Origin of the sequence: Ensifer sp. NM-2, from assembly GCF_003024455.1 — a bacterium.
Taxonomy (GTDB): domain Bacteria; phylum Pseudomonadota; class Alphaproteobacteria; order Rhizobiales; family Rhizobiaceae; genus Ensifer; species Ensifer canadensis.
The window spans coordinates 238150-264739 of sequence record NZ_PVZR01000004.1 but is presented as its reverse complement, the minus strand read 5'-3'; the positions used below and the strand labels follow the sequence as shown (position 1 = coordinate 264739).

Sequence of the window (26590 nt, the reverse complement as noted above, 5' to 3'; positions counted from 1 at the left end):
GCGTAGGCACGCAAGAAGCGAGTTGAAATTTTAAACTTGCGCAAAATCTTGCAAAAGATTGCGCAAATTGTACAACTCATCTATAAGATTTTTATGCATATCTTCGATGACCTCGATCACCAGCTTATCTCGCTTCTGCGAGAAGACGGCCGCGCGCCCTACTCCAAGGTCGCCTCGGTTCTCGGCATATCGCGTGCAACCGTACAGACGCGCATCGACCGGCTGCTGGAAACCGGGGCGGTGCTGGGCTTCACATTGCGCGTCCGCCAGGACTATGACCAGCGCGCCATTCGGGCAATCATGATGATCGAGGTCAGCGGGCGCACGACCACAAAGGTGATCAAATTCCTTCGCGGCCTGCCCGAACTCTATGCTCTCCACACCACCAATGGCGCCTGGGACATGGTGGCCGAAATTCGCGCCAACAGCCTCAGCGACTTCGACCGCATCCTGCGCGAGGTCCGCGACGTCGAAGGCGTGCTCAACAGCGAGACGAGCATACTTCTCAGCACCATCTGACATCTGCGCGTCCCCCCGCCATCACCAATACAGGCATGACCGTGAGCCACATTCCCCAGATCGATTACGACACCGCTTCCGACGCTATCCGTGCCGCCCACGACGAGGAGGTCCAAGTCCGTGGCCGCATGACCAATATGAAGCGTACCCTCTTGCATTCGCCGACGGCGCACCGGATCTATGCCGAGTGGTTCACGCTGCGGGAGGAGTTGCGGCCTGTTCTCGACGACCGGGCGATCTGGCTGCTCTCGCATGCAATCTCCGAGGCGATGAAATCGCCGATCGCGATGGGCTTTTTCCGCCGCGCCTTCGCCAATTCCGGCGCCGACTTCCATTCCCTCGTGCCGACCGAGGACGAACAGCGGCTGATCGATTTCGGCCGGGCGATCGTCGCCAATTCGAATGCGGTGCCGGCAGAGATCTGGGACGGGTTGAAAGCGCGCTATGACAATGCGGCGCTCGTCAACCTCGTGGCATTTGCGGGGATCATGGTCGCAACCGCGCTGTTCAACAACGTGGTCGAAGTCGAATTCGATAGGGAATTGGCGCCGTTCATGGATTGAGCGGGCCGTGGCCCGAGACGGTCGGGCCACTCATACAAAGAGGGTCAATCTGCGTATCGGGTCACAAATTCCGGGTTGCCGCGCAAGGTGTTGCTGACGGTGCAGATTTCATTTTCGGCAGCCTCGGCAATGGCATGCCGGGTCGCGTCGTCAAAATCGCCTTTGATGTCGAAGACGATCTCGAATTTCCCGATCCGTGACGGTTCGTCATGGGCCTTCTCGCCCGTCACCCTGGCGCTGACTTCGGTCAACCGGTCGAGGACGCCAAAACGGCTGGCGGCAATGCGGGCGCTCAATACCAGGCAGCTGGCGAGCGAAGCATAGAGCAGGTCAAGCGGTCCGTAGCCCGGCTGCGACGGGCCCGTCACGATATCCAGTTCGCCGCCGGTAACCGAAGTCACGTGCGGAAAGCCGGTCCTGCCCACCACTGCCGTGGCGCCTGTTTCTCGCGTCCTTACCTTCACGTCTGCCATTTTACTCGCCTTCTCCAATGTTCGCAGAATCGGGTTCAGCCACTACGCAGAAGTCCCGATTCGGCCGTGGTGCCGCGGGTCACAAGTGGCCCGCGGCTCTGATATGTCCGCGCTCAGTTGCAGGTGCAAGTGAGCGCGCACAGGAATCAGTTCTTTTTGACGAGGCGGTAGAAGACGAAGTCGGAGGTAGCGCCGTTGACGTAACCTTCGACCTTGTCCTTCATCGCAACCTGAGTTGCGGCCTGGAACATGACCACGATCGGTGACGTTTCCTGCACCTTGCGCTGCAGGTCGACATAGAGCGCCGAACGCTTGGCCGGATCGGCTTCCTTCAACGCAGCTTTCGTCGCTTCGTTGAGCTCTGCCGGGACTGCCCAGCCGTTACGCCATGTGGTCGTCGACTGATACTTGTCGTCCGCATTGTCTTCGTTATAGGCGAAGGCCTTTGCGTTCGAGTGCGGGTCCATGAAATCAGGGCCCCAATAGAGCAGCATGGCCTCATGCGTACGGGCACGGTATTTGGTGATGACCTGGCTGCCGGTTCCCGGGATGATGTCGAAGTTGATGCCGGCTTCGGCGAAGGAAGCCTGCAGCGACTGTGCCATGTCGGTGAACGGCGTCGAGTTGATAACATCGAGCGTCACCTTGATCGGCGTCTGGATGCCGGCATCGGCAAGGATCTTCTTCGCCTTTTCGACATCGTAGGTATAAGGCGTTTCGTCGAGCGAGCCCGGGAAGCCCTTCGGCCAGAAGGCCTGGTGGACCTCCATCTGGCCCTTCAGGAAGCTGTCAGTCATGCCCTTGTAGTCGACGAGATAACGGGCTGCTTCCCAGACGGCTGGCGGCTGCAGGGCTGCGGCCTTCTGGTTGAACGACAGGAAGTGGACGGCCGCCTGTGGGTAGGATTCGACCTTCATGCCGCTCTTGGCCCCAAGGCTTGCGACCTGGTCGGGCGTCAGGTTCTTCGCCATGTCGACGTCGCCGGTTTCAAGCATCAGCTGCTGGGTTGCGGCTTCCGCAACGTGACGGATGATCACGCCCTTGATGGCCGGAGCGCCGCCGAAATAGTTCGGGTTGCTCTGCAGGTTCAGAAGTTCCCCGGCGCGGAAAGCCTTGAGCACGAACGGGCCGGAACCGGCCGAGTTCGCCTTGAGCCAGGCATTGCCGTAGTCGCCGTCGGCTTCGTTCGCCTTGACGGCTTCCGCGTCGACGACCGAGGCCGGACGTGCCGCCAGAACGTTGAGTACGAACGCCGACGAGAAGTCGCCTTCATACTTGATCGTGACCTTGTTGCCGTCGGCAGTCACCATCTTGTCGATATTTTCAGGTGTCCAGCCGAGCTGCGTCAGGATGAAGGCAGGCGCCTTGTTGAGCGCGACGACGCGCTTGAAGGAGTAGACAACATCTTCGCCACGCAGCGGGTTGCCGGAGGAGAAGGTGACGCCATCTCGCAGGGTGAAGGTGATCGTCTTTGCCGCATCGTCGGCGGTCCATTCGCTGGCAAGACCAGGCGAAAGCTTCAGGACGTCGGGCGCATCATATTGCACCAAACGGTCATAGGTCTGCGTCACATATTCGCCGGACGAAAACTCGTAGGCTTCGGCCGGATCGATGCTGACGATATCGTCGATGTTCTGGGCAACCACCAGCACTTCGGCCGGGGTCTCCGCCAAAGCTGCCGGAGCCACGCTCAGCATAAGGGATGCCGCGAAAACCGCGGCCTTGAACATTCTCATCATCGCTCTCCTATTTTCGATGAGGTTTGGTTTTTGTTGTCGTCGCCGGCTTGGGGGTTGCCTGAGGCATACCGGTCTCGTTGGGCAAGGGTGTACGGGATCGGAACAGAGGCAGGGTGCCGGTCCAGATCAGCCGGACGGGCCGATCCGTCTTGTTCCACCAGTAGTGTGGCTGGATACCCCGAAAATGCAGGCCGTCGCCGGGGGTAAGTGTGGTCTCGTCGTCATCGAGACCGAACAGGATTTCGCCCTGCAGGACGTACACCAGTTCCTCGCCCTCATGGCTGAACTCCTCCGAGCGGTGTCCGGCGGGGATGGTGATGACGAAGCTGGATAGCTGGTTCCCGGCAAAGTCCGCACCGATCCGCTCATAGGACACCGGCGAGCCGCCGACGGAAAAGACCATGCGCTCGCTGGCGCGTGACAGACCGGTATCGATCGCCGGTGCCAGGATGAAGTGGTTGAGCTCGGCGTTCAGCCCCTGGGCGATCTGCGCAAGCGTGCCGAGGGAAGGCATGGCGAGATCGCGCTCGATCTGGCTGAGATAGCCAACCGATACCCCCGCAGCATCGCTCAGCGCCTGCAGCGTCATATGCATCTGCCGCCGGCGCGCACGCAACAGCGCGCCGATCCGCGGCTGGCCCGCAGTCGCGGCCCTGGCGGATGCGGTCTCTGCATCCTCAGATGGCACGGTCACAATGGATTCTCCTCACCAGTAAAATTTTTTTGATTTAAGCAAACTTATTTATATACTCCAAGCGAATTCTTGCGCTATCGACAGCCGCGACCGCAAGCGAACGAGGGATGGAATCGCCACGTGGCAAACAACAACACGACTACAGCGCCCGCGCCGACGCGCCGCGCCGGGGCACAAAGCCCGGGCAGACGGCGCCTTTTTTCGCTGCTTGGCTTTCTCGTCACGCTTGGCGTGACCTTCATCGGGCTGCTCGCAATCACCTTCTTCATCGGCCGCATCGTGCCGATCGACCCAGTGCTCGCCGTCGTCGGCGACCGTGCCCCCGTCGCCGTCTATGAGCGCGTCCGCGAGGAAATGGGTCTCGATCGACCGCTGGCCGCCCAGTTCGTCAGCTATGTCGGCGATGTGGTCACCGGCAACTTCGGCACGGCAGTATCAACCGGCAAGCCGGTGATCGAGGATCTCGCCCGGGTCTTCCCGGCGACGCTGGAGATGGCGACGCTCGGCATCATCCTCGGCGTACTGATCGGCGTGCCGCTCGGCGTCGTCGCCGCAAGCCGCCGCGGCTCCTGGCTCGATCAGGGCATCCGCGTCGTCGGCCTGCTCGGTTATTCGGTGCCGGCCTTCTGGCTCGGCCTCGTCGGGCTCGCCGTCTTCTACGCGAAGCTGAAATGGGTCGGCGGCCCTGGTCGGGTCGATATCTTCTACGACGGCGTCGTCACCCCGATCACCGGCCTTATCCTCGTCGACAGCATCATCGCCGGCGACTGGGAGATCTTCCGCAACGCGGTCTGGCATCTCATCCTGCCGGCGTCCTGCCTCGGCTTCTTCTCGCTTGCCTATATCGCCCGCATGACACGGTCCTTCATGCTCGATCAGTTGAGCCAGGAATATGTGACGACGGCGCGGGTCAAGGGCGTTCCGGAACGGCTCGTGATCTGGCGCCATGCCTTCCGCCCGATCCGCGTGCCGCTGATCACCGTCATAGGGCTTTCCTATGCCGGCCTGCTCGAAGGCTCCGTGATGATCGAGACGATCTTTTCGTGGCCCGGCATCGGCAACTACCTGACCGTCGCCCTGCTCAACGCCGACATGGCGGCCGTCCTCGGCTCGACCCTGGTGATCGGCGCGGTCTTCATCGGCATCAACAAGATATCGGACGTGCTCTATCGCGTGCTCGATCCGCGTGCGCGCTAGGGAGAAGCGGACATGACAACACTTCGCGACTGGCTGATCGACGACAGCCCCGCCTCGCCGATGCAAGCGCGCCTTGGCAGGTTCTACCGGATTTTCGGCGCGCTGATGCACAATCCGCTCGCCGTGGTCGGCGCGATCATCATCCTGGTGCTCGTGTTGACCGCACTGTTCGCACCCTGGATCGCGACGCATGATCCGCTTCGCCAGGCACTCGGCGAGCGCCTGCTGCCGCCAAGTGCCGAGCATTGGATGGGAACCGACGAACTCGGCCGCGATATCTGGTCGCGCGTCGTCTACGGTGCACGCATCACGCTGGCGATTGTGACGCTGGTGGCGGTGCTCGCAGCGCCCGCCGGCCTGGTGATCGGTGTTGCCGCCGGCTATTTCGGCGGCTGGGTCGATCGCATCCTCATGGGCATCACCGACATTTTCCTGTCGCTGCCCAAGCTGATCCTGGCGCTTGCCTTTGTCGCGGCGCTTGGTCCCGGCATCGAAAATGCGATCATCGCCATCGCCATCACCTCCTGGCCGGGTTACGCCCGTGTCGCCCGTGCCGAGACGATGACCTTCAAGAACTCGGAATTCATCTCGGCCGTGCGGCTGCTCGGTGCGTCGAGCCTCCGGGTCAATCTCGGTCACGTCCTGCCGCTCTGCACCTCTTCGATGATCGTGCGCGTCACGCTGGACATGGCCGGCATCATCCTGACGGCAGCCGGCCTCGGCTTTATCGGGCTGGGCGCCCAGCCGCCGCTTCCCGAATGGGGTGCGATGATCTCGCGCGGCCGTTCCTTCATTCTCGACCAGTGGTGGGTGGCAACCATGCCAGGCTTTGCCATCATCCTCGTCAGCCTCGGCTTCTGCTTCCTTGGAGACGGTCTGCGCGATGTGCTCGATCCGAAGAGCGGGGAGCAACGCTGATGAACCCGCTTCTCGAAATCGAAAACCTGCGCGTCACCTTCCCGACGCCGCGCGGCGACCTTGAGGTCGTCCGTGGCCTCTCCTTCACGCTCGGCCGCGAACGCCTTGGGATCGTCGGCGAGAGCGGTTCGGGAAAGTCGATGACCGGCCGCTCGATCCTGAAACTGGTGCGCGCACCGGGCCGGGTAACGGCAGACAAGCTGACCTTCGACGGCATCGACCTGCTGACACGCTCCGAACGGCAGATGCGCCCGATCCGCGGCGCCCGCATCTCGATGGTGATGCAGGACCCGAAGTTCTCGCTGAACCCGGTGATGACGATCGGCGAACAGATCGCCGAGGCCTTGCTGACGCATCAGCGTATGCCGCGCCGCGAAGTGAACAACCGCGTTCTGACCATGCTGGAATCGGTCCGGATCGCCGACCCGGAGCGCGTTGCGAAACTTTACCCGCACGAAGTTTCCGGCGGCATGGGCCAGCGCGTCATGATCGCAATGATGCTGATCCCGGAACCCGACCTCCTGATCGCCGACGAACCGACTTCGGCGCTCGACGTCTCGGTGCAGGCACAGGTCCTCGACATCATCGACGAACTGGTCAAGCGCAAGGGCATGGGCCTGATCTTCATCAGCCACGACCTCAACCTTGTTTCGAGCTACTGCGACCGGATCCTGGTGATGAACACCGGCGAGGTCGTGGAAGAGTGCAAGGCGGGCGAATTGATGAATGCCAAACACCCCTATACCCGTGGTCTGATCGCTTCGATCCCGCGTCTCGACGAAACCCGGACCGAGCTTCCCGTGCTCGACCGCAGCGCATGGGCAAAGAAATGACGGCGCTTTCCCTCAAGAACCTCGACATCTTCTACGGCGACGCGCACATCACGCACGACGTCAATCTCGAGATTGCCGATGGCGAAAGCTTTGCGCTCGTCGGCGAGAGCGGCTCGGGCAAGTCGACGGTGCTGAAGGCAATCGCCGGCCTTGCTCCCGAGTGGACCGGAGAGATCAACGTCTTCGGCAAGCCGCGCAGCCACGGTATCGACCGGGCCTTCTCCCGTCAGTGCCAGATGGTGTTTCAGGATCCCTACGGTTCGCTGCATCCGCGCAAGACCGTCGATGCCACGCTCGGCGAAGCGTTGACCATTCACGGCATCGGAAATCGCAGCGCGCGTATTGAAGAAGTGATGTCCTCCGTCGGCCTCGACCGGAAATTCCGCTTCCGCTTTCCGCACCAGCTCTCCGGCGGCCAGCGCCAGCGCGTCGCCATTGCGCGTGCACTGATGCTGAAGCCGAAGGTGCTGTTGCTCGACGAGCCTACCTCGGCACTCGACGTGTCGGTACAGGCGGAAATCCTGAACCTGCTCAAGCGTTTGCGGCAGGAACAGAACCTGACTTTCCTCATGGTCACCCACAACCTTCCAGTCGTTTCCTTCCTTTGCGACCGGCTGGCAGTGATGCGGCAGGGCCGCATCGTCGAAGTGGCCGATGTCGCCGACCTCAAGCGTGGCGACCTCAAGGACCCCTATTCGCGCGAACTGATGCACATCAGCGCAGCGCACGCGAACTAATCAACATTCCAAGGACTTATGATGAACAGTGAACAGATCGCTGCCGCGTTGGCTGAATTCGACGCGGCGATTGCCAAGGACATCGACGCGGACGCCGTATGGGGCGCGCTTCAGACGCTTTGCCGCCAGGTGATCGGCGCCAAGCTCTTCACGATCATGACCGTCGACATGGTCAACGAAGTCGCCCGTCGCGCCTATACCTCGCATCCGGAGGAATACCCGACCTCCGGCACCAAGCCGATCCGCTACGACAGCTGGTTCGACATCGTGCACAAGGCGCATCAGACCTTCGTCGCCAATACGATTGTCGACATCTCCAAGGTATTCGGCGACCACGAAACGATCTGGGCACTCGGCTGCGGATCGGTCGCCAACATCCCCGTCGTTGTCGGTGGCGAACTGCTCGGAACCGTCAACTGCCTCGACGTCGAACATCATTACACGCCCGAGCGCGTTGCCCTGTCGAAGCATCTGGAACTGCCGGCCAAGCTGGCTTTCCTCGCCGCCGCTCGCTCGGCCAAGAACTGACATGTCGTGGCCGGGGGCATCGATTGCCCTCGGCCACGCCTTTGCCTCAGCGACCGATCGCCATGCCGGTCTGCTTCAGGAAGAAGTGCATCTTCTGCGTCTCGATCGGGACCTCGATCGTGTCGTCCGGCCTGACCCGCGATGCCGCGTGGATCTGTGCGGTGAACGCTGCCTGACCGACCTTGCCGAGCGCCAGTGTGTGCGGCCCCAGGGGCTCGATATCGCGTACCTGCACGGAGAGCTTCGGCGCATCGACGTCCGACGCCATCGTGTGCTCCGGGCGAATGCCAAGCACGACGGCCTGACCGATGAAAGCGCCGAGTTTCTCGGCTCGTGTGTCTGGTATCCTGGCTGCGATGCCACCATCCGCCTTGAACCATAGCCCGCCGTCGCCGCGCTCGAGCGTTCCCTCGACGAAATTCATGCTCGGCGCGCCGATGAATGCCGCGACGAACAGATTGCTCGGCGCCTCGTAGAGGGTGATCGGATCGGCGGCCTGTTCGATGCGTCCCTGATTCATGACGACGACGCGGTCGGCCATGGTCATGGCCTCGACCTGATCGTGGGTCACGTAGACGGCAGTCGTCTGAAGACGTCGATGCAACAGCTTGATTTCCGTGCGCATTTCAATGCGCAGCTTGGCGTCGAGGTTCGACAGCGGCTCATCGAACAGGAAAACATCGGGCTGGCGGACGATCGCGCGACCGATGGCGACGCGCTGGCGCTGGCCACCGGAAAGGGCGCTCGGCTTGCGATTGAGGTAGGCGCCGAGATTGAGAATACGGGCCGCCTCGGCGACGGATTTTTCGATGTCGGCCTTCGAAGTGCCCCGCACCTTCATGCCGTAGCCGATGTTCTCGGCCACCGTCATATGCGGGTAGAGCGCGTAATTCTGGAACACCATCGAGCAATTGCGCAGGCCCGGGCGTAAATCGGTGACGTCACGCTCGCCGATCCGCACCGTGCCCGAAGATGCCGTCTCAAGGCCGGCAATCATGCGCAGGGTGGTCGTCTTGCCGCAACCGGACGGCCCGACGAGAACGACGAACTCCCGGTCGGCGATTTCAAGATCGAGCGGCGGGATGACGGTGATGTTACCGAAGGACTTGGTGATCTGCTCCAACCGGACCTGGGACATGCTGACGCCTTTTCTGCTGACGATAGCCGGCGCGAAAAGCGACCGGGATACTGCATAATCCCTCAAATCGACATCGATCTGAGGAGAACTTTATGCAGCAGGTTTCAAGCGCCACAGCGTCTTTAGTGCGCCATATCTGACGCGCGGCGCTGTAGCGTAGCTGCAACCGGGACGGTGCGCCCCGGCCGCAGATATCGAGAAACCCGCCCCGGTCACTTCGGAGCGGGCGCTGGCTCATCCTATTTCTGTGGCAGGCCCATCGATGCGCGATAGGCAGCAAGCTGCTTGTCACGACCGAATTCGTCCGTCAGCTTGTTCCACTGCTCAGCGACGCTATCAAGCGCCTGTTGCGGTGTGACTTCGCCGGCAAGTGCCTTGGAAAGTTCGATTTCAAGCACTTCGGTGTAGGAGAAATAGCCCGGCAAACGCATGTCGAGCGCGATGTTCTTCGCGGTCACCGCCTCCTTCTGCGCGCCCAGGTACTCCTTGGCTTCACGCTCGGAGAAGATCTTCGACCAGAGATCGACATTGGTCGTGTGGGAGATGCGATAGGGATTGACGCCGGTACCGCCGGTGATCGCCGCCTGGCCGGAGACGGCAGGGCTCGACAGATACTGAATGTAGTTCCAGGCCGCTTCCTGCTTGGTCGACGATGCGGGTACCGCCGCCTGCCAGCCGCCGAACGCCATGAAGGAGGTCTGCACGACGTGGTCGAACTTGTCCCACTTCTTGGTCTTGTAGTTCCAGACCTCGTCCGAACCCGGCAAGGACGCCGAGCCGACATTGCCTGCCACCTTCGACTGCTTCGGGTCGGCGCCGATAACGCCGGTATCGCCCCAGCCGATCGACTCGGCAACCTGGCCGCCGGCAAACGCCGCGTTCACTTCGCCGAAAGAGAAGTTCAGGGCATTCGGCGGAGCGAGCTTCGAGGCGCGGATATATTCCTCGAGGCCGCGGACCCAGCCGGGATTGTTGACCTGCGCATCCATCGTGTCCGGATCGAAGAACATGCCGCCTGGATTGTCGGGATGGCTGGTGTAGCCGGCAACGTGGCTGAAGAGGAACCAGAACTGCTGGCCGCCGCGGCGGAAGGCTTCGGCCGTTCCCCACAGGTTGTTGGAGGGCTGGTTGAAATATTCGGCGATGTCGAGATACTGCTTCCAGGTCTTCGGCGGCGCCAGATCGTAGCCGTATTTCGCCTTGAAGGCCTTCTGGTTGTCGGCATTCTCGAACAGGTCGATACGATAGCTGTAAGTATGGGCGTCACCATCCATCGTCTGTGACAGGATCTTGCCGTTCCAGACCATCAACTGTTCGCGATAGACCGGTGCGATATCCTCCCAGTCGGCGCCTTTCTGCATGTCGGCGGGCATTTCCGACAGGAAATCGGTAAAGTCCGGCGCCCAAGCCGGCGCAAAGGCGATGACGTCAAAGGCATCTTCGCCCGATGTCAACGACGTAACGATTTTCGGATAGAGTTCCGACCACGGAAACTCGACCACCTTTACCTTGCCGCAGGTCTTTTCCTCCCAACCCTTGGCCGCAAGTTGCAGCGCGGACGCGATATAAGGCCCGGTCTGCGTGGTCGCCGTCAGTTCGACGCCGGAATAATCGGGGTCGCAGGCGAGTGCCGTGCCGGTGCTTGCCATGGCAAGGACACCCAGCGACGCTGATGTCAGTAGCAGTTTCCTCATTCTTTCCTCCCTTGAATGAATTCTTGCCGAAAAACAGGTCGTTATTTGATCGCCCCCAGCAGCAGACCGGAGCGCATGAGCCGGCTCAACAGCCCGGCCATGACCATCATCGGAATGATCGCCACCAGCGCGGCGGCGGAGATTGCCCACCACTCGTCGCCGCGCTGGCTGTTCTGACCAGCCACGAGGATCGGCAGCGTCTGCCATCTCGAATTGGTCAGGAACAGCGCGAACAGGAACTCGTTCCAGACGAAGGCTAGCGTGATCATGAATGTCGCGATCAACCCCGGCTTCGACATCGGCAGAACGATGCCGAAGAAAATCCGCCAGGACGGAACGTTGTCGACCATGGCCGCCTCTTCGACTTCGACTGGCAGCGCTTCGAAGAAATCGCGCATCAGCCAGATGACGATCGGCAGCGAGAAGGCGACATAGGCGAAGGTCAGGCCGATATAGCTATCGACCAGCTTGAAGCCGAGCTTGCCCATTTCGGTGTACATCAGATAGAGCGCGAAGGCGGCAACGATTGGCGGGAACATGCGCTGGCTGACGAACCAGAAGACGATGTCGTTGTTGCCGAGTTCAGGCCCCGGCAACCGGAAGCGACTTGAGAACACCGCCAGCGCCAAGGCGGCGATGAAGGCGTAGATCAGCGAGATCCCCTGCCCGAAGCCGAGCACATTGCGACCGAGCAGGAAGCCGCCGAAGGCGATGACGACGAAGATTAGGGCGGAGGCCAGCCGGAAGCGGAAGGTAAAGCGCACCAGCGCATAAGCTGCCATCGCGCCGATGCCTGTCGCGAGGATAGACGCTGAAAGGCCGATGATCGTCGAGGCCAGGAAGGTGTTGTAGAACTGGCCGCGCTGGCCGGACAGAAGTTCGCGCCAGGCCGTGAGGCTCGGCTCGAAATCGACGAAGGGCAGATAGGTCGGCCCGCCGACGACGGCGATCGGCGTCTTGAACGACGTGATCAGGACCCAATAGAGCGGGAAGAAAGTAATGGCGAGCCAGATGAGGCAACCGCCGAGCGCGGCCCAACGCCGTTTCCCCTTGAGGGTGCGCACGCTCATTTGTGCTTCTCCAGATACGGCTTGAGGATGGCGAGATAGACGAGGCCGATCACCGTGATGACGATCAGGAACAGAAACGACAGCGCCGAGGTGTAGCCGAGATTGAATTTCTTGAAGCCCTCCTGATAGGCAAAGAGCGTCAGCGTTTCGGTCGAGATTCCAGGCCCGCCGCCCGTCATCACGAAGACCGTGTCGATAATCTTGTAGCTTTCGATCAGCCGGATGAAGACGACAGCAACAGAGATCGGCAGCAGCATCGGAAAGGTGATGTCGCGGAACTGTTGCCAGGGTGTCGCGTTCTCCAGCGCCGCGGCCTCGTAGACGTCATCGGGCAGCGTCTGCAGCCCGGCCAGCAGCATCAGAATGACAAAAGGCGTCCATTGCCAGACCTCGACGGCGATAATCGACCCGAGCGCCCAACTCGTCTGCGTCAGGAACGGCAAATTGGGAAAACCGAGAGCACTCATCAACTCGTTGAGCGGACCCATCGTCGGATTGAGAACCTGACGGGCGATCAGCGCCACAGCAACCGGGGCCACCAGCATCGGCAATAGAAAGCTGACGCGAAAGATGCCCTCGCCCGGCACACGGGAATTAAGCGCAAGCGCGACGGAAAGGCCGATCACATATTGCAGGCCGACGGAGATGAACGCGATCAGCGTGGTCGTGCCCGCAACATGCCAGAAGCGTGGGTTCTGTAAGAGATCCGCATAGTTGCCAAAACCGACGAAACGCGCCGGCATCGGCGGCACCAGACGCATGCTCATGAAACTGGTGGTCAGCGAATAGATCAACGGAAAGATGGAAATCACCAGGACGATGATGAGAGCCGGCCAGATGAAAAAGTGCTTGATCGGGTCGTTGCGCGTGGTCATGCGGCCGCCCCTCGCCCAAGTAGAGCCTCTATCTCCGCAAGGGTCGGCATGGCAGGTGCTGTGCCGCGGCGGGTAACCGAGATTCCGGCCGTCGCGCAGCCGAAGCGTGCTGCCTCAACCGGGGCCAATCCCCGCGCCAGTGCCGCCGAGAACCCGCCGACGAAGGCATCGCCCGCACCGGTCGTGTCGATAACCGCGCCGCTTGCCATCGCCGGGACGAAAACGGACTGGCTCTCACTGTGGAGAAGGACGCCCCGTTCGCCGAGAGTGATCAACGCGGACTTTGCGCCCTTCTTCAGAAGGGCGTCACCTGCCCGCCGCGCATCGTCGGCCGTGGCAAGAGCAAATCCGACCAGCGCTGCCGCTTCGGTCTCGTTCGGCACGATGTAATCGCAAAGCGGGTAGATCGCATCCGGGAAGGGTTCCGCCGGCGCCGGATTGAAGACGGTGACGACACCTGCCGCATGTGCGATTTCGAGCGCTCGCTGGGCGGCAGCCGCAGGCTGCTCCAGCTGCGTGACGAAGATGCGCGATCCTTCGATCGTTTCTCGCGCCGCCTCGACATCGTCGATACCGATCGACCCGGCCGCACCGGGATAGACGATGATCGCGTTCTCGCCATTCTGGTCGTTGACGTAGATGAAGGCCGCACCGGTCGGAAGGTCGTCCATCTGGACGATCTTGGGTGTCACGCCTGCCTCGGCATAGGTACGAAGCGCCATCTCGCCGAAGGTATCGCGCCCGATTTTCGAGATGAAGGAAACCTGACTGCCCGCCCGCGCTGCGGCGACGGCCTGGTTCGACCCCTTGCCACCCGGCCCGACCGAAAAGCCGCTGCCGGTAATCGTTTCGCCGACAACGGGCATGCGCCGCGCCAGATAGGCCGTATCGGCCACGAAGATCCCCAGGATCGAAACACCAACCTTCATTCCTGCCTCCCCTGGTCAGGCCGCGACGAAGGACGAAGCGGAGATCCAGCTAAATTTCACAACTTCAAGATCTTACGACGATCAGCTCAGGCGGCTGATGCTTAGGCTAACGTATGGTCAGCTAGGCCGTTTCCGGTGGAATGACGCCCTTGGTGAAAAGGAAGCAGCCATAGAAGCGCGTCTCGCCGGTGGTTATGACGCAATAGGCCTTCTTGGCTTCCTCATAAAACGCAAAGCGTTCGATGCCGTACATCGGCGCAGGCTTGCCCTCGGCGCGGTCGATTTCGGCCTGGACCTCCTGTTGCACGCCGGGAATTTCCGTCGGCGCCCCCATGATCTCCATGCGCCCGGCCGAAGGCTGCAACGGCGTGTCGAGCGGCAATACCGACAGGACCGCCTTCACGGCGCGTGCAGCAGATACGTTGTCGATCCGCAAAAGCTTGCCGAGCGTGGTCTGCCTGGCGATCGCATCGGATGGGAAATTGGTGTCGGAGATGACCAGTGTATCACCGTGCCCCATGGAACGAAGCGCGTGCAGAACATCGGCATTGAGCGCCGGGTCCAGATTTTTCAGCATAGACAACCCTCCTCCAGACGCCCGCTCGCATGCTCCCGAGTGGCGTGAAACTGCGTGCCGCCATGTCGGCGCCACGCTCTCCCAAATCTAACCATGCAACGTTGCAGTCGCTGCATTCTCGAGCCGGCTCCCCCCGCCCCGAGATGGGGATCCCTTACTCGCCGTAAGGGATCCAGATGTTTTTGACGTCGGTGGCGCGGCGCAGATAGGCTTGTCCTTCTGCAGCCGAGCGATCGAACCAGTCGGTCGCCTTGCCATTGTCGACAAAGGTCCGCTTCAGGTTCCCTGCCGAGAGCTTTTCGACCATTGTCGAAAGCTCCTGCGTGCCGAAGGCCCAGAGCGCGTCGACGTCGTTGTGGCTTGCCAGCGTTTTTGCCAGCTCCATCGCCGAGCCCGTGACGATGTTGATGACCCCCGCCGGAACATCGGACGTCTCGAGGATCGAGTAGAAGTCCGTCGCTGCCAACGGGTGCTGTTCGCTTGGAACCGCAACGACGCGGTTGCCGGTAGCGATCAACGGTGCCACCAGACTGATGAAGCCGAGCAGCGGCGCTTCCGTCGGGCAGACGACACCGACGACACCGATCGCTTCGGGCATGGCAAGCGCGACGCCGCGCAGCGGCGGCTGATGGACCACGCCCTCGTATTTGTCGGCCCAGGCGCCGTAGCTGAAGAGCCGAGAGATCGAAGCCTCGACCTCTGCCTTCGCGTTGGCTGCCGAGGCGCCGGTCATCGCGACGATACGGTCTGCAAATTCATCCGCCCGGCCGCTCAGGTTTTCGGCGACGTAATAGAGGATCTGTGCACGATTATGCGACGTCGCCGACGCCCAGCCGGAGGCCGCATGCGCCGCAACGACGGCGTTGCGGATATCCTTGCGGTTGCCCTCACCGACCTCGCCGAGCACTTTGCCCTTCGGCGAAAGGACAGGGCGCGAATAGTTGCCATCCGGGCGCGCCTGCTTGCCGCCGATGAAAAGCTTGGCCGTGCGATCGAGCGACGGCAGCGAGAAATCGCCGGACGCCTGCTTCAACACCGGTTCTGCCGGTGCTGCACGCAGCTTGCGACCGACCCAGGCCTTGGGCTTCAGATATTCGTAGCAGCCTTCGCGGCCGCCCTCGCGGCCGAAGCCGGATTCACGCTTGCCGCCAAAACCGGCCGCAGCGTCAAAGAGATTGGTGGCATTGACCCAGACGACGCCGGCCGCAAGCTTGGCTGCGACGTTCAGCGCCAGGCCGATCGTTTCGCTCCAAACGCTTGCGGCCAGGCCGTAGCGCGAATGGTTGGCGAGCTGGATTGCCTCCTCCGGCGTGCGGAAGGTCATCGACACGGCGACGGGTCCGAAGATTTCCTCGGTCGCGACGATCGAAGTCGGCTGCACGTTGGTGAGCAAGGTCGGCGGATAGAAGCTGCCGCCCTTCGGCAGCTCGATCTTCGGCTGGTGAAGCTTCGCGCCTTCGGCGACGCCCTTGGCGACCAGGCTCTCGATGCGCTGCAACTGCACCGGCGCAACAATCGCCGCCATATCGATCGCCTTGTCGAGCGGATGGCCGACGCGCAGGGTCTGCATGCGCCGCGTCAGGCGCTCGTAAAAGAACGGAGCGACGCCTTCCTGCACCAGAAGTCGGGAACCGGCACAGCAGACCTGGCCCTGGTTGAACCAGATCGCGTCTACCACACCTTCAACGGCGCCATCGATATCAGCGTCGTCAAAAACAATGAAAGGCGACTTGCCGCCGAGCTCAAGCGTCAGCGATTTGCCGGTACCAGCCGTCTTTTCGCGGATCAGGCGGCCGACCTCCGTCGAGCCGGTGAAGGCGATCTTGTCGATATCCGCATGCTCGACGATCAGCGCGCCTGTTTCGCCTTCGCCGGTCACGACGTTCAGCACGCCGGCAGGCAGTCCGGCTGCAGCGGCAAGTTCCGCGAAAAGCAAGGCCGTCAGCGGCGTGAACTCGGCCGGCTTGAGGATGACCGTGTTGCCCAGCGCCAGGGCCGGCGCGACCTTCCAGGCGAGCATCAGGAACGGAAAATTCCACGGGATGACCTGACCGACGACGCCAACCGGCACCTGATCGGCAAACTCGGTTTCCTGCAGCTGCGCCCAGCCGGCGTGGTGGTAGAAGTGGCGGGCGGCCAGCGGAATGTCGATGTCGCGCGTTTCACGGATCGGCTTGCCGTTGTCGATCGCCTCGACCACCGCGATCAACCGCGCATGGCGCTGGATCATGCGGGCAAGGGCATAGAGGTGGCGGGCACGTGCATGGCCCGGCAGCTTGGCCCAGGACCCTTGCGCCTTTCGTGCCGCCGCGACCGCGTCGTCCACGTCCTTGGCGCTACCCAGGGCGACCTTTGCCAGAAGAGCGCCGGTTGCGGGTTCAAAGGTTTCGAAGGCCTTGCCGGAGGAAGACGCGACAAAAGCACCGTTGATGAAGTGGCCGAACTCGCCTTTGTGGCGCGCCAGCCACTGGCGAGCTTCGGTGTCGGCTTCCGGTGCGGGACCATAGGACATTTCGTCAAAATACCTTGCGACTGTCATCGGGATCATCCAATCGGGTGTCGGTTGAGGGCCGAGTAGGCGCCGGTCACGTGATGCTCCAGCTGGCGTTCGATATCGCCGAGGAGGCTCGATGCGCCGACGCGGAAAAGGTCCGGCTCCAGCCACTCACGACCGAGTTCGTCCTTCATCAGGAACTGGTAGTTGAGGATATCCTTGGCGGCCGAGATGCCGCCGGCCGGCTTGTAGCCCACCTTGATGCCGGTGCGTTCCTGATAGGCGCGGATCATGCGCAGCATCACCAGCGTCACCAGAAGGGTGGCGTTGACGCCTTCCTTGCCGGTGGAGGTCTTGATGAAATCGGCGCCCGCCATCATGCAGACGAGCGAAGCGCGGGCCACATTGCGCAGCGTCTTCAGGTCGCCGGTCGCCAGGATCGCCTTGACATGCGCATCGCCGCAGGCGGCGCGGAAGTCGCGCATCTCGTCATAGAGAGCCTGCCAATTGCCGGTCAGCACATGCTCGCGGGTAATGACGATGTCGATTTCCTTGGCGCCATCGGCAACCGAAGCCTCGATCTCGCGCAGCTTGACGTCATGCGGAATGAGGCCGGCAGGAAAACCGGTGGAGACGGCGGCAACCGGAATGCCCGAACCTTCAAGCGCGTCGACGGCGGTCGAAACGAAACGATGATAGACGCAGACGGCGCCGGTGGTGATACCGCGACTGCCCATGCCAAGCGCATCGAGAATGTCCTGGCGAACCGGCTGGCGCGCCTTGGCACAGAGCCGCTTGACGCGTTCGGTCGTGTCGTCGCCGTTGAGCGTCGTCAGGTCGATGCAGGTCACGGCCTTCAGCAGCCAGGCGGCCTGCGCGTCCTTCTTCACCGTCCGGCGACCAGGCAGCGTCGAGACGCGTCGTTCGGCAGCCGAAAGGTTGACACGCTGGTCGACAACCCAGCCGAGATCAAGCTCCATGCCATCGTTGCGCGGCCAGTTATGGCCAGCGGCCACAGGTGCCACGGCTTTCGCGGCCACATTCTTCACAGCAAGGTCTTCCAAGCGATTGCTCCTCGAACTCCCTGACATCGCGGCACGATAGCACGGCTGTTACCCGTGTCGGCGGCGATTCTCATTTTGTTATTTTTCTATCGTATTTTTGTTAGCATTCCACCAGAAACGCGACGTGTCAAGCGACCTATCGCGTTTCGGTGAAATGCTGCCATTTTTTGGCGAGGTCTCAGATCACCGGAATGCGCGTGTCGCCGTCCTCGGTGATCACCGAACGAAAGACGTTCATCGGTGCAAAGAATGCGGGCTTCAGCTTGCCGATCTTGCTCAGGTCGACAACGAGGTGGCTTTCGCGCGCGAGCGAGATCACCTTCTGCTTCACCGCCACCTCATGAAAATGCACGCAGGTTGCACCACGTCCCGGGTCCACGCCTGCGGCCGAGAGAAAGGCGACATTGATCCCAAGCAAATCGAGCGTTTCCAGCCCAGAATTCCCCGAGAACGACGCCGAGGCCGGATGATAGACACCGCCGAGCATGACGATGCGGACATTGGGTTTTCGCGTCAGCCTGTCAGCAACATTTAACGAGTAACAGACTGCAGTAATTGAATAATTGTCCGGAATGAGATCGACCAGATACTCGAGCGTCGTACCGCAATCGATAAAGATGGTTTCGTCCGGACGAATGTGCTGCGCCGCATGGACACAGGCCTCGCGTTTTGCCGCTGCATGACTGTCGGCCTCGCGCGCCAGCTCATAGGGCATATCGCCATCGATCTCGCCCGCAGGCACGATGTGGCCGCCGAGGAAGGTGAATTGCCCGGGATTATCGGCGACATCCCGCCGGATGGTCATCTCGGAAACCCCGAGCAAGGCAGCGGCATCGCGCAGATGAAGAACGCGACGGCCGGAGAGCGCGTCGGCGAGTTGAATGATGCGGGCTGTCTTGCGGCTGGCCATAATCGTTCCGTCTGTCCGGTCGTTCGAGCCAAAACATCACAGCAGAGATGGCCGAACACAATTTGTGACAATTATCACAAAGTGTCGTTATTCGGCAAGTAACTTCACACGACCCGGCAAAAGCAGACGACGGAGACCGCAATGCAAGCCTCCGTCGTCGAAAATTGTCGCTTTGAGAATGCCGACGGCGGTAGATCAAAGAAACCCGCCGCCGCTTTTCGCTCGGCTAGCTGGCGATCGGCGCGGTACGCGCTGCCAGCCACGCTGCGGTCTCCGGATCGAACACCCCTTCCATGGTCTTGGCTACACGCCAATGGTAGGTGTCGATCCACTGCCGCTCAGTTTCGCTCAGCAGGCTGATATCCGCGAGCCGCAGATCGATCGGCACCAACGTCAGGCTGCGGAAGCTCATGAAACCATCGCCGTCGTCGATCACTTCCACCTGGTTCTCGATGCGGATGCCGTATTCCCCAGCCTTGTAATAGCCAGGCTCGATGGTCGTCACCATGCCCGGCCGCAATTCGATCTCGTTGACGCGCCGGTCGAAACGCTGCGGCTGCTCGTGCACCGACAGGAAGTGGCCGACACCGTGACCGGTGCCATGATCATAGTCGAGCCCGAGGTCCCAAAGCGGCCGGCGCGCGAAGGCGTCGAGGTGATGGCCGTAGGTCCCCTTCGGGAATTTGAGCGAGACCATGGAGATCAGCCCCTTGAGGACCGCCGTATAGGTGCGGCGCACTTCATCGCTGACAGCTCCGATCGCGGTCGTGCGCGTCGCGTCCGTCGTGCCGGTAAAATACTGCCCACCTGAATCGAGCAGATAGATGCCTTGCGAGGTGATCGGCGCATCGCTCTTGGCGCTGGCCGCATAGTGGCACATGGCGGCATGGCCGGCGGCCGCCGAGATCGAGCGGAAGCTCGGCTCGACGAAGGTCTCCTCCATCTGCCGAAGGGCGAGAATACGATCCTCCGCCTCCAGTTCGGTTACCGGGCGCCCGTCCTTCTCGCGCTTGGCCGCATTGGCCTCCAGCCATGCGAAGAACCTGATCCACGCAGCACCATCATGGCGATGGCAATCGCGAAAGCCCTGGAGTTCAACGGGATTCTTCAGCATCTTGGCAAGCGTGATCGGGCTGCGCAAAAGGCGCACGCTGCCGCCAGCCTCGCGCGTCGCATGGGCGACCGCCGATGGGGCAAAGCCGGCATCGACGAGCGCCACCCGCCCGGCGGCAGCGGTCCGGACGCGGTCGAGCAACACCTCCGGCTCGGACATCGTCACGCCGTCGAGTTCGAAGTCCGAGAGGTCATTGGGCAGCTTGCGGTGGTCGACGAGCCATTCGACCCGGCCGTCCCTGTCGGCGATCATGAAGGATTGCGGCATTGGGTTGAACGCTATGTCACGGCCGCGAACATTCAGGAACCAGGCGATGTTGTCGGGCTGCGCCTCGATCAGCACGTCGGCGCCTTGCTCCGCCAGCATCTGGCCAATGCGGCGCTTCTTGTCGGCGACGCTTTCGCCGGCATAGTCGCGCGACAGGGCCATCACGTTGCCAAGCGGGCGTTCGGGCTGGTCCGACCAGATCGCATCGACGAGATCATCGGTTACGGCGACCCACTCGGCGCCAGCGGCGACAACCGATTGGCCGCAATCCATGTCCCAGGTCGACGGCAGCAGCATCGAATTGAAGCCGACGCGTTCGCCCTTGCGCAGGTTCTTCCGCAGCCAGTCCTTGAGCGGTGCGTCGTAGAAATGCTCGATGGCGAAGCTGTCGGCATCAATCTCTTGGCGAACCTGCACCTGATAGCGACCGTCGACGAAGATTGCCGCGCGGTCGCGCATGACGATCGCAACGCCGGCAGAACCGGTGAAGCCGGTGACAAAAGCGAGCCTGTTGTCATGGGGCGCACAATACTCGCCCTGATGTTCGTCGAACCGCGGGACGACGTAGCCGTCCAGCCCCTGCTCGTCGAGTTTGCGGCGCAGGGCCTCGATCCGGCCGGAAGCCTCCAGCCTGTCTTTCGATGTCATGTGGTCTTTCCCTATTGAATATTTGTCTTCACGCGCCGCCGATCGTTTCGGCGAAGTGACAGGCGGTCATGCCGTTGCCGACCGGCCGCAGTGCCGGCTTTTCCCGGCGGCAAAGCTCGGTTGCGTGCGGGCAGCGGACGTGGAAGGGGCAGCCGGGCGGAATGTCGAGCGGGCTCGGCAACTCACCCGACAGGGCTGGCGCCCTGCGCCGCTCCGTCGGGTCGAGCGACGGGGCCGCGGCCAGCAGGGCTTGCGAGTACGGGTGCATCGGCTTGGAAAACAGCGCCTCCGACGGCCCGATCTCGACGATGGCGCCGAGATAGATCACCGCCACGCGATGGGAGACATGGCGCACCAGCCTGAGGTCATGGGCAACAAAGAGCACCGTCAGCCCCAGATTGTCCTGCAGTTCCAGCAGCAGATTGACGACCTGCGCCTGAACGGACACGTCGAGCGCGGAGACGAGCTCATCGGCAACAAGGCAGGTCGGCTCCAGCGAGAGTGCCCGCGCGATGCCGATGCGTTGGCGCTGGCCGCCGGAAAACTCGTGCGGATACTTGTCGGCTGCGCCATCAGGCAGCCGCACAAGGTCGAGCAGTTCGTCGACACGGCGGTCGACGCCGGCGCCCTCGCGCATGCGATGGACAGTGATCGCCTCGCGCAGAGTATCGCGCACGGTCATGCGCGGATTGAGCGAGGTATAGGGATCCTGGAACATCATCTGGACGCGCTTGTTGTAGCCGCGTCGCCTGGCGCCCTTGAGGTCGATGACACTCTCGCCTTCGAAACGGATATCGCCCGATGTCGGCCGGTGAAGACCGGCGATACAGCGCGCAAGCGTCGACTTGCCGCAACCGGACTCGCCGACGATCCCCAGCGTTTCGGCCGGCATCACGTCGAGATCGACGCCGTTGAGCGCTGAGACGACCTGCCGCGGCCGACCGGCAAGCGTATCCGACAGCGAGCGACGCTTCTCGAACCGCATGAAAAGGTCGCGGATGGAAAGTAGCGGCGTGGCCGCTTCTTGCATCGATTGGCTCATTGCGCCGCCTCCCGTGCGCTGAAATGAACGAGGGCTTCCTCGCGGTGGTGGCAGGCGACCTGGCGCAGCCGTCCGATCGCTTCGAGGCTCGGGCGAACATCCCGGCATTCCGGCCCGGCCACGGGACAGCGTGCCGTAAACGCGCAACCGGCCGGCAAGGCGTTGAGTGACGGCGGTGCTCCGGGGATGGAATAGAGCGGCGTGCGTGGTGCGACATCGCGCGGGATAGAGCGCAGAAGTCCCAGGGAATAGGGATGCCGGGCGTCGCCGATGACATCAGCCGTCGGTCCTGTCTCGCAAAGACGGCCGCCATACATCACCGCTACACGATCGCAGGTCTCCGCCACCACGCCCATGTCGTGGGTGACGAGGATCACGGCCATGCCGAGGTCGCGGCTGAGCGCCTGAATGAGCCGTAGGATCTGATCCTGGATGGTCACGTCCAGCGCCGTCGTCGGCTCATCGGCCAGCAGCAGCTTCGGGTTGGACGCAAGGGCGATGGCGATCATCACCCGTTGCCGCATACCGCCGGAAAACTCGTGCGGGTAATCGCCGAGCCTGTTGCGCGCCGCGGGAATGCCGACCATGTCGAGCAGTTCGATCGCGCGCGCCTTTCTGGCTTTCCCATCCAGATCGGTATGGGCGGCAAGGTTTTCCGATATCTGCAAACCGACGGTCAACAACGGGTTCAGTGACGACATCGGCTCCTGAAAGATCATCGCGATCTCGCGTCCACGCACCCGTCTGAGCGCGCCCTCGTCGAGCGGCACCAGATCCCGGCCCTTCCAGAGGATTTCGCCGCCGACGCGGCCGCGTGGCCGCACGATGCCGAGGATCGAGCGCAAGGTGATGCTCTTGCCCGAGCCGGATTCGCCGACAAGCCCAAGGATCTCCCCCGCCCGCACCTGAAACGAAACATCGTCGACGGCAACAAGAGGGCGCTCTGGCAGGCCGAATTCCGTGCGCAGATGCCGGACGTCCAGAACCGTTTCTTTCTCGAGTTGGTTCATGTCAGCGCCCTTTCGGTCGAAGCAGATCGGCCAGCGCGTCGCCGACGAGGCTGAAGCCGAGGCCGGTGAGCACGATGGCGATGCCCGGCATCAGGCTCATCCACCAGGCTGTCAGCAGGAAGTTGCGGCCTTCGGCGATCAACACGCCCCATTCGGCCGCCGGTGGCTGTGCGCCCAGGCCGAGATAGCCGAGCGAAGAGCCGAGCAGGATGGCGAGCGCCATATCGGTCATCCAGTAGACGATGATCGGCGAGATCGCGTTGGGAAGCAGATGCCGGAAGATGATGCGTCGGTCGGAATAACCGAGCACGCGGCCGGCCGCGGCATAATCATTGGCCTTTTGCGCCATGATCTCGGCCCGCGTGAGACGGGCGTAGTACACCCAGTTCACCGCGGTGATCGCCACATACATGTTGACGAGGCCAGGCCCGAGCACCGCGACGATGGCGATGACCAGAACGAGGAAGGGAAAGGTGATGATCGCATCGACGCAGCGGCCGAAGATGGTGTCGGCGATGCCACCGTAATAGCCGACGAAAGCTCCGATCGTCATGCCGATCAGAAGTGCGAAGATCGTGGCGAAGAAGGCCATCTGCATGTCGACGCGATAGGCCCAGATGACGCGCGAGAGCACGTCGCGCCCGAAATTGTCGGTGCCGAAGGGATGGGCGAGGCTCGGCCCCTGCTGGATTGCACTCAGGTCGAAGGCAAGCGGATCGTAGGGCGCGAACATCCCAGGGAACAGCGCCAGCGCGATCGACAGCGCGAGGATCGCAAAGCCGATGACGAAGGACGGTCGTAAGAAGGCCCGGCCGAGGAAGGCGCGCACGCGACCCGCCTTACGGATGGGAGATTGCACGACGATACTCATGACTGACGAAGCCTCGGATCGAGCCAGGATTGCACGATGTCCGTCAGCAAGAAGACGACGGAAACCAGCACGGCGAAGGTGAGTGTGAGCCCCTGGATCAGCGGATAGTCACGCGCGAAGATCGCCTCCAGCATCAGCCGGCCGACGCCCGGAACGGCAAAGACGGTCTCGGTGACCAGCGTTCCGCTCATCAGGTTGCCGATGGAAAGGCCGAGCAGCGTCACGGTGGAGACCAGTGCGTTGCGCAGCACATGCCGGGTCATGACGATGCGCCGCGAAAGCCCCTTGGCGCGGGCGAACTGCACGTAGTCGGCATCGAGCACCTCGATCAGCGAGGCCCTGAGATTGCGAAGAATGATGGCCGAGGTGTAAAGCGCGACGCTGAGCGCCGGCAGGATCAGGTGATGAAGATTGTCGAGAAAGCCCGTTCCGTAGCCGCCGACCGGAAACCAGCGCAGCTGGGCTGCGAGGACCGTCAACAGCACGAGGCCGATGTAGAAGACCGGCATGGACAGCCCGACCTGGAAGACGCTGCGGATTGCAACATCGACGGGACCGTTGACCCGCGACGCGGCAAGGAACGCCAGCGGCCCTGCGAGACAGATCGCCAGCAGAACGGAATAGAGCGCCAGGAAGACCGTGGTCGGCAGGCGCGCGAGGATGATCTCGGTCACGGGCGCCTTCAGCATGATCGAACGCCCGAGATCGCCGGTCAGCGTGTTCTTGACGAAGACGAGAAACTGGATCGGCAGCGGCTGATCGAGGCCGAGATTGTGGCGGATCTGCTCAAGTTGCGCGTCCGTTGCCTTGGCTTCGGCCATGGCGATGGCCGGGTCGCCCGGCAGCAGCCGGACGAGCAGGAAGATGAAGATCATCACCAGAAGAAAGGTCGGGATGATCTGCAGCAACCGCGCCAGAAGATAGGATAACGAGGGCATGGATTGAACCTTGTAAGCGATGCCGGGCAGCTCTCGCCGCCCAACATCATGAATTCAGGCTGTCGTCACTTGGCCCGCCAGGCCTCGGAGAAGTCGTTCGCACCGAGCGGCGTCTGCACGTAGCCCTCGATCGACTTCGAGACGGCAACGGCAAAAGGGGTCTCGAACAGGAAGAGCAGCGGCGCGCCCTCTGCATAGACTTCCTGCATCTGCTTGTACTCGTCCTTGCGCTTGGCCGGATCGACCTCGATGTTGGACGCTTCGAACAGCGTGTTGAACTCCTGATTGTTCCAGCCCGTGCCCACGGCCTGGCGCTGCTTGTAGTAGCCGAGCCAGCCGGTCACCTGCGCCGGGTCGTTGACGTCGTTTGCCCAGCCATAGGTGTGGATGTCGAAGTCGCCGGAGCGGTTCTTCTCACCGCGGGTCGGATTGTCGACCTGTTCGACCTTGAGATTAACGCCGAGCGGCGACCACATCTGCTGCAGCGCGGTGAACAAGGTCGCGTCGTCGGCGCTGCCGGCAAGCGTCGTAAACTTCACCTCGAAGCCGCCGCCGAGACCGGCTTCGTCAAGCAGTTGCTTGGCCTTGTCTGGATTGTAGGGGTAGAGCGGCTCAGGCCCATAATGGAGCTGGGTGGCGGCCGACATCAACGACGTCATCGGTTTGCCGGTATCGAAAGTGACGAGCTTGATCAGCACGTTCTTGTCGGTGGCGTAGTTCAGCGCCTGCCGCACTTTTACATCAGCAAGCGGGTTCTTGGAGCCGTCCTTGCGTGTCTCGCGCGTATTGATCGGTGCGTAGACGATGCGGGTCGAGGGAAAGAGCTCCATCTTCAGAGCCGGATCAGCGCTGAGTTCGCCAACGCGAGCGAAAGGAATGAACTCCGCGGCATCAACTTCACCGGCCTGAAGCTTAAGGATGCGGGTGGCATCGTCTGGGATGATGACGAAATCGACCTGATCGAGATAGGGCAGCGGCTGCCCATCCGTGCCGGGCCGCCAGTAGTTGGGATTGCGTGCGAAGGTCATGCTTGAGCCCTGCACGCGGCTCTTCATCGTGAATGGGCCCGATGTGACCGGGCCGGCCTCGAAGAAGGCACGCGCCTTTTCCTGATCGTTGGCGCCGGCCGCCTTCTCGAAGGCCGCTTGCGGCATGATGCCGGTGTTGAAGGTTGCGAGGATAGAGACGATGGTCGGGTCCGGGTTCTTGAGCGCCAGCGTTACCTGATTGCCATCGGCGGAGACTTTGTCGACGGCGCCAAGCAGACCCGCCCAAGGGCCAAGCTCGGGATTGCGGGCCCGGTCAAGGGAAAACACCACGTCGGCGCCGGTCAGGGCCGACCCGTCGGAGAATTTCAGTCCGTCGCGCAGCTTGAGCTTGATCGAAAGCCCGTCGGCAGCAACGTCATAGCCCTCGGCCAACCCTGGAACGATCGAACCGTCCGGGCCGTTGCGCAGCAGCGTTTCGTATAGGCCGGTGACCATCCAGAGGTCCGGGTTGCGATCGGCATAAACAGGATCGATGACCGTGGAATCGTCATAACGCGCAAAGGTCATCGCACCGCCACGTTCGATGGCGAGCGCAGACGTGGCCGCGGCCAGCCCAAGGGCGGCACCCAGTAAGATCGGCAACAAACGTTTCATCTCTCACTCCTCCTGTTTGATCGACCGGCTAGCGCCTGCACGACGCCTCACACCAATTGGATATTGGATCCAATTTTTCCGAACGTTTTCCTTTGCGTCCGGATT

25 protein-coding genes are annotated in these 26590 nt (G+C 62.1%); 7 read left to right on the top strand and 18 right to left on the bottom strand.

Annotated elements, in window-relative coordinates; translation table 11 throughout:
• Positions 1–93 precede the first annotated feature (93 nt).
• Entirely contained in the window at positions 94–519 is a 426-nt protein-coding gene (locus C6558_RS10700) for an Lrp/AsnC family transcriptional regulator (protein WP_025428636.1), read from the top strand.
• 41 nt (positions 520–560) lie between these two features.
• Positions 561–1082, top strand: coding sequence for a hypothetical protein (locus C6558_RS10695; RefSeq protein WP_038578194.1), 522 nt, complete (start codon positions 561–563; stop codon positions 1080–1082).
• 44 nt (positions 1083–1126) lie between these two features.
• On the opposite strand, the gene C6558_RS10690 is transcribed toward C6558_RS10695, so the two are convergent.
• The 3 genes from C6558_RS10690 to C6558_RS10680 all read right to left on the bottom strand — a co-directional run bounded on the left by C6558_RS10690 (position 1127) and on the right by C6558_RS10680 (position 3988).
• On the bottom strand, positions 1127–1555 hold the full coding sequence (locus tag C6558_RS10690; protein ID WP_025428635.1) for an OsmC family protein: 429 nt from the start codon (positions 1553–1555) through the stop codon (positions 1127–1129).
• A gap of 146 nt (positions 1556–1701) precedes the next feature.
• Positions 1702–3291 (bottom strand): ABC transporter substrate-binding protein, encoded by a 1590-nt coding sequence (locus C6558_RS10685; protein WP_107027222.1) that lies wholly within the window; start codon positions 3289–3291, stop codon positions 1702–1704.
• A gap of 10 nt (positions 3292–3301) precedes the next feature.
• Complete coding sequence (locus tag C6558_RS10680) at positions 3302–3988, bottom strand: helix-turn-helix domain-containing protein (RefSeq protein ID WP_245449149.1); 687 nt, start codon at positions 3986–3988, stop codon at positions 3302–3304.
• Between the two features lie 120 nt (positions 3989–4108).
• On the opposite strand from C6558_RS10680, the gene C6558_RS10675 reads away from it, so the two are divergent.
• The 5 genes from C6558_RS10675 to C6558_RS10655 are packed head-to-tail and all read left to right on the top strand — an operon-like array spanning position 4109 to position 8201.
• Positions 4109–5185: an ABC transporter permease gene (locus C6558_RS10675; protein WP_025428632.1), complete on the top strand. Its 1077-nt coding sequence runs from the start codon at positions 4109–4111 to the stop codon at positions 5183–5185.
• A gap of 12 nt (positions 5186–5197) precedes the next feature.
• Positions 5198–6103, top strand: coding sequence for an ABC transporter permease (locus C6558_RS10670; protein WP_025428631.1), 906 nt, complete (start codon positions 5198–5200; stop codon positions 6101–6103).
• Positions 6103–6936, top strand: a complete 834-nt coding sequence (locus tag C6558_RS10665) for an ABC transporter ATP-binding protein (protein ID WP_025428630.1) — start codon at positions 6103–6105, stop codon at positions 6934–6936. Before C6558_RS10670 ends, C6558_RS10665 begins: the two co-directional genes overlap by 1 nt.
• Positions 6933–7673, top strand: a complete 741-nt coding sequence (locus tag C6558_RS10660) for an ABC transporter ATP-binding protein (protein WP_025428629.1) — start codon at positions 6933–6935, stop codon at positions 7671–7673. Before C6558_RS10665 ends, C6558_RS10660 begins: the two co-directional genes overlap by 4 nt.
• Before the next feature lie 21 nt (positions 7674–7694).
• On the top strand, positions 7695–8201 hold the full coding sequence (locus C6558_RS10655) for a GAF domain-containing protein (RefSeq protein ID WP_025428628.1): 507 nt from the start codon (positions 7695–7697) through the stop codon (positions 8199–8201).
• 46 nt (positions 8202–8247) lie between these two features.
• Here C6558_RS10655 and C6558_RS10650 read toward each other — a convergent pair whose 3' ends face one another.
• The 15 genes from C6558_RS10650 to C6558_RS10580 all read right to left on the bottom strand — a co-directional run bounded on the left by C6558_RS10650 (position 8248) and on the right by C6558_RS10580 (position 26485).
• A complete protein-coding gene (locus C6558_RS10650; protein WP_025428627.1) occupies positions 8248–9339 on the bottom strand; it encodes an ABC transporter ATP-binding protein in 1092 nt (363 codons plus the stop codon).
• A 239-nt stretch (positions 9340–9578) separates the two neighbouring features.
• The gene (locus C6558_RS10645) at positions 9579–11033 is read right to left on the bottom strand and encodes an ABC transporter substrate-binding protein (protein ID WP_025428626.1); all 1455 of its coding nucleotides are present in this window, start codon (positions 11031–11033) and stop codon (positions 9579–9581) included.
• A gap of 41 nt (positions 11034–11074) precedes the next feature.
• The gene (locus C6558_RS10640; RefSeq protein ID WP_025428625.1) at positions 11075–12103 is read right to left on the bottom strand and encodes a carbohydrate ABC transporter permease; all 1029 of its coding nucleotides are present in this window, start codon (positions 12101–12103) and stop codon (positions 11075–11077) included.
• The gene (locus tag C6558_RS10635; RefSeq protein ID WP_057218111.1) at positions 12100–12978 is read right to left on the bottom strand and encodes a carbohydrate ABC transporter permease; all 879 of its coding nucleotides are present in this window, start codon (positions 12976–12978) and stop codon (positions 12100–12102) included. Before C6558_RS10635 ends, C6558_RS10640 begins: the two co-directional genes overlap by 4 nt.
• Positions 12975–13907, bottom strand: a complete 933-nt coding sequence (rbsK, locus tag C6558_RS10630) for a ribokinase (protein ID WP_025428623.1) — start codon at positions 13905–13907, stop codon at positions 12975–12977. The genes C6558_RS10635 and rbsK overlap by 4 nt, the downstream gene beginning before the upstream one ends.
• A gap of 121 nt (positions 13908–14028) precedes the next feature.
• Positions 14029–14484, bottom strand: a complete 456-nt coding sequence (locus C6558_RS10625; RefSeq protein WP_025428622.1) for an RbsD/FucU family protein — start codon at positions 14482–14484, stop codon at positions 14029–14031.
• Between the two features lie 154 nt (positions 14485–14638).
• On the bottom strand, positions 14639–17023 hold the full coding sequence (locus tag C6558_RS10620) for an aldehyde dehydrogenase family protein (RefSeq protein WP_107027221.1): 2385 nt from the start codon (positions 17021–17023) through the stop codon (positions 14639–14641).
• Between the two features lie 5 nt (positions 17024–17028).
• Positions 17029–18042, bottom strand: coding sequence for a deoxyribose-phosphate aldolase (gene deoC, locus C6558_RS10615; RefSeq protein WP_025428620.1), 1014 nt, complete (start codon positions 18040–18042; stop codon positions 17029–17031).
• Between the two features lie 178 nt (positions 18043–18220).
• Entirely contained in the window at positions 18221–18952 is a 732-nt protein-coding gene (locus C6558_RS10610; protein WP_038577837.1) for a DeoR family transcriptional regulator, read from the bottom strand.
• Between the two features lie 226 nt (positions 18953–19178).
• Positions 19179–20981, bottom strand: a complete 1803-nt coding sequence (locus C6558_RS10605) for an aminopeptidase P family protein (protein ID WP_025428619.1) — start codon at positions 20979–20981, stop codon at positions 19179–19181.
• A 28-nt stretch (positions 20982–21009) separates the two neighbouring features.
• Entirely contained in the window at positions 21010–22023 is a 1014-nt protein-coding gene (locus tag C6558_RS10600; RefSeq protein ID WP_082523801.1) for an ABC transporter ATP-binding protein, read from the bottom strand.
• Entirely contained in the window at positions 22020–23033 is a 1014-nt protein-coding gene (locus C6558_RS10595) for an ABC transporter ATP-binding protein (RefSeq protein ID WP_025428617.1), read from the bottom strand. The genes C6558_RS10600 and C6558_RS10595 overlap by 4 nt, the downstream gene beginning before the upstream one ends.
• 1 nt (position 23034) lies before the next feature.
• Positions 23035–23904, bottom strand: coding sequence for an ABC transporter permease (locus C6558_RS10590; RefSeq protein WP_107027220.1), 870 nt, complete (start codon positions 23902–23904; stop codon positions 23035–23037).
• A complete protein-coding gene (locus tag C6558_RS10585) occupies positions 23901–24842 on the bottom strand; it encodes an ABC transporter permease (protein WP_025428615.1) in 942 nt (313 codons plus the stop codon). The genes C6558_RS10590 and C6558_RS10585 overlap by 4 nt, the downstream gene beginning before the upstream one ends.
• Before the next feature lie 65 nt (positions 24843–24907).
• Positions 24908–26485: an ABC transporter substrate-binding protein gene (locus C6558_RS10580; RefSeq protein WP_025428614.1), complete on the bottom strand. Its 1578-nt coding sequence runs from the start codon at positions 26483–26485 to the stop codon at positions 24908–24910.
• Positions 26486–26590: the final 105 nt, after the last annotated feature.

Coding starts and splice junctions, on each gene's coding strand:
- C6558_RS10700 (WP_025428636.1), top strand. CDS start 94: ATGCATATCTTCGATGACCTCGATCACCAGCTTATCTCGCTTCTGCGA.
- C6558_RS10690 (WP_025428635.1), bottom strand. CDS start 1,555: ATGGCAGACGTGAAGGTAAGGACGCGAGAAACAGGCGCCACGGCAGTG.
- C6558_RS10685 (WP_107027222.1), bottom strand. CDS start 3,291: ATGAGAATGTTCAAGGCCGCGGTTTTCGCGGCATCCCTTATGCTGAGC.
- C6558_RS10670 (WP_025428631.1), top strand. CDS start 5,198: ATGACAACACTTCGCGACTGGCTGATCGACGACAGCCCCGCCTCGCCG.
- C6558_RS10665 (WP_025428630.1), top strand. CDS start 6,103: ATGAACCCGCTTCTCGAAATCGAAAACCTGCGCGTCACCTTCCCGACG.
- C6558_RS10660 (WP_025428629.1), top strand. CDS start 6,933: ATGACGGCGCTTTCCCTCAAGAACCTCGACATCTTCTACGGCGACGCG.
- C6558_RS10655 (WP_025428628.1), top strand. CDS start 7,695: ATGAACAGTGAACAGATCGCTGCCGCGTTGGCTGAATTCGACGCGGCG.
- C6558_RS10650 (WP_025428627.1), bottom strand. CDS start 9,339: ATGTCCCAGGTCCGGTTGGAGCAGATCACCAAGTCCTTCGGTAACATC.
- C6558_RS10645 (WP_025428626.1), bottom strand. CDS start 11,033: ATGAGGAAACTGCTACTGACATCAGCGTCGCTGGGTGTCCTTGCCATG.
- C6558_RS10640 (WP_025428625.1), bottom strand. CDS start 12,103: ATGAGCGTGCGCACCCTCAAGGGGAAACGGCGTTGGGCCGCGCTCGGC.
- C6558_RS10635 (WP_057218111.1), bottom strand. CDS start 12,978: ATGACCACGCGCAACGACCCGATCAAGCACTTTTTCATCTGGCCGGCT.
- rbsK (WP_025428623.1), bottom strand. CDS start 13,907: ATGAAGGTTGGTGTTTCGATCCTGGGGATCTTCGTGGCCGATACGGCC.
- C6558_RS10625 (WP_025428622.1), bottom strand. CDS start 14,484: ATGCTGAAAAATCTGGACCCGGCGCTCAATGCCGATGTTCTGCACGCG.
- C6558_RS10620 (WP_107027221.1), bottom strand. CDS start 17,023: ATGACAGTCGCAAGGTATTTTGACGAAATGTCCTATGGTCCCGCACCG.
- C6558_RS10610 (WP_038577837.1), bottom strand. CDS start 18,952: ATGGCCAGCCGCAAGACAGCCCGCATCATTCAACTCGCCGACGCGCTC.
- C6558_RS10605 (WP_025428619.1), bottom strand. CDS start 20,981: ATGACATCGAAAGACAGGCTGGAGGCTTCCGGCCGGATCGAGGCCCTG.
- C6558_RS10600 (WP_082523801.1), bottom strand. CDS start 22,023: ATGAGCCAATCGATGCAAGAAGCGGCCACGCCGCTACTTTCCATCCGC.
- C6558_RS10595 (WP_025428617.1), bottom strand. CDS start 23,033: ATGAACCAACTCGAGAAAGAAACGGTTCTGGACGTCCGGCATCTGCGC.
- C6558_RS10590 (WP_107027220.1), bottom strand. CDS start 23,904: ATGAGTATCGTCGTGCAATCTCCCATCCGTAAGGCGGGTCGCGTGCGC.
- C6558_RS10585 (WP_025428615.1), bottom strand. CDS start 24,842: ATGCCCTCGTTATCCTATCTTCTGGCGCGGTTGCTGCAGATCATCCCG.
- C6558_RS10580 (WP_025428614.1), bottom strand. CDS start 26,485: ATGAAACGTTTGTTGCCGATCTTACTGGGTGCCGCCCTTGGGCTGGCC.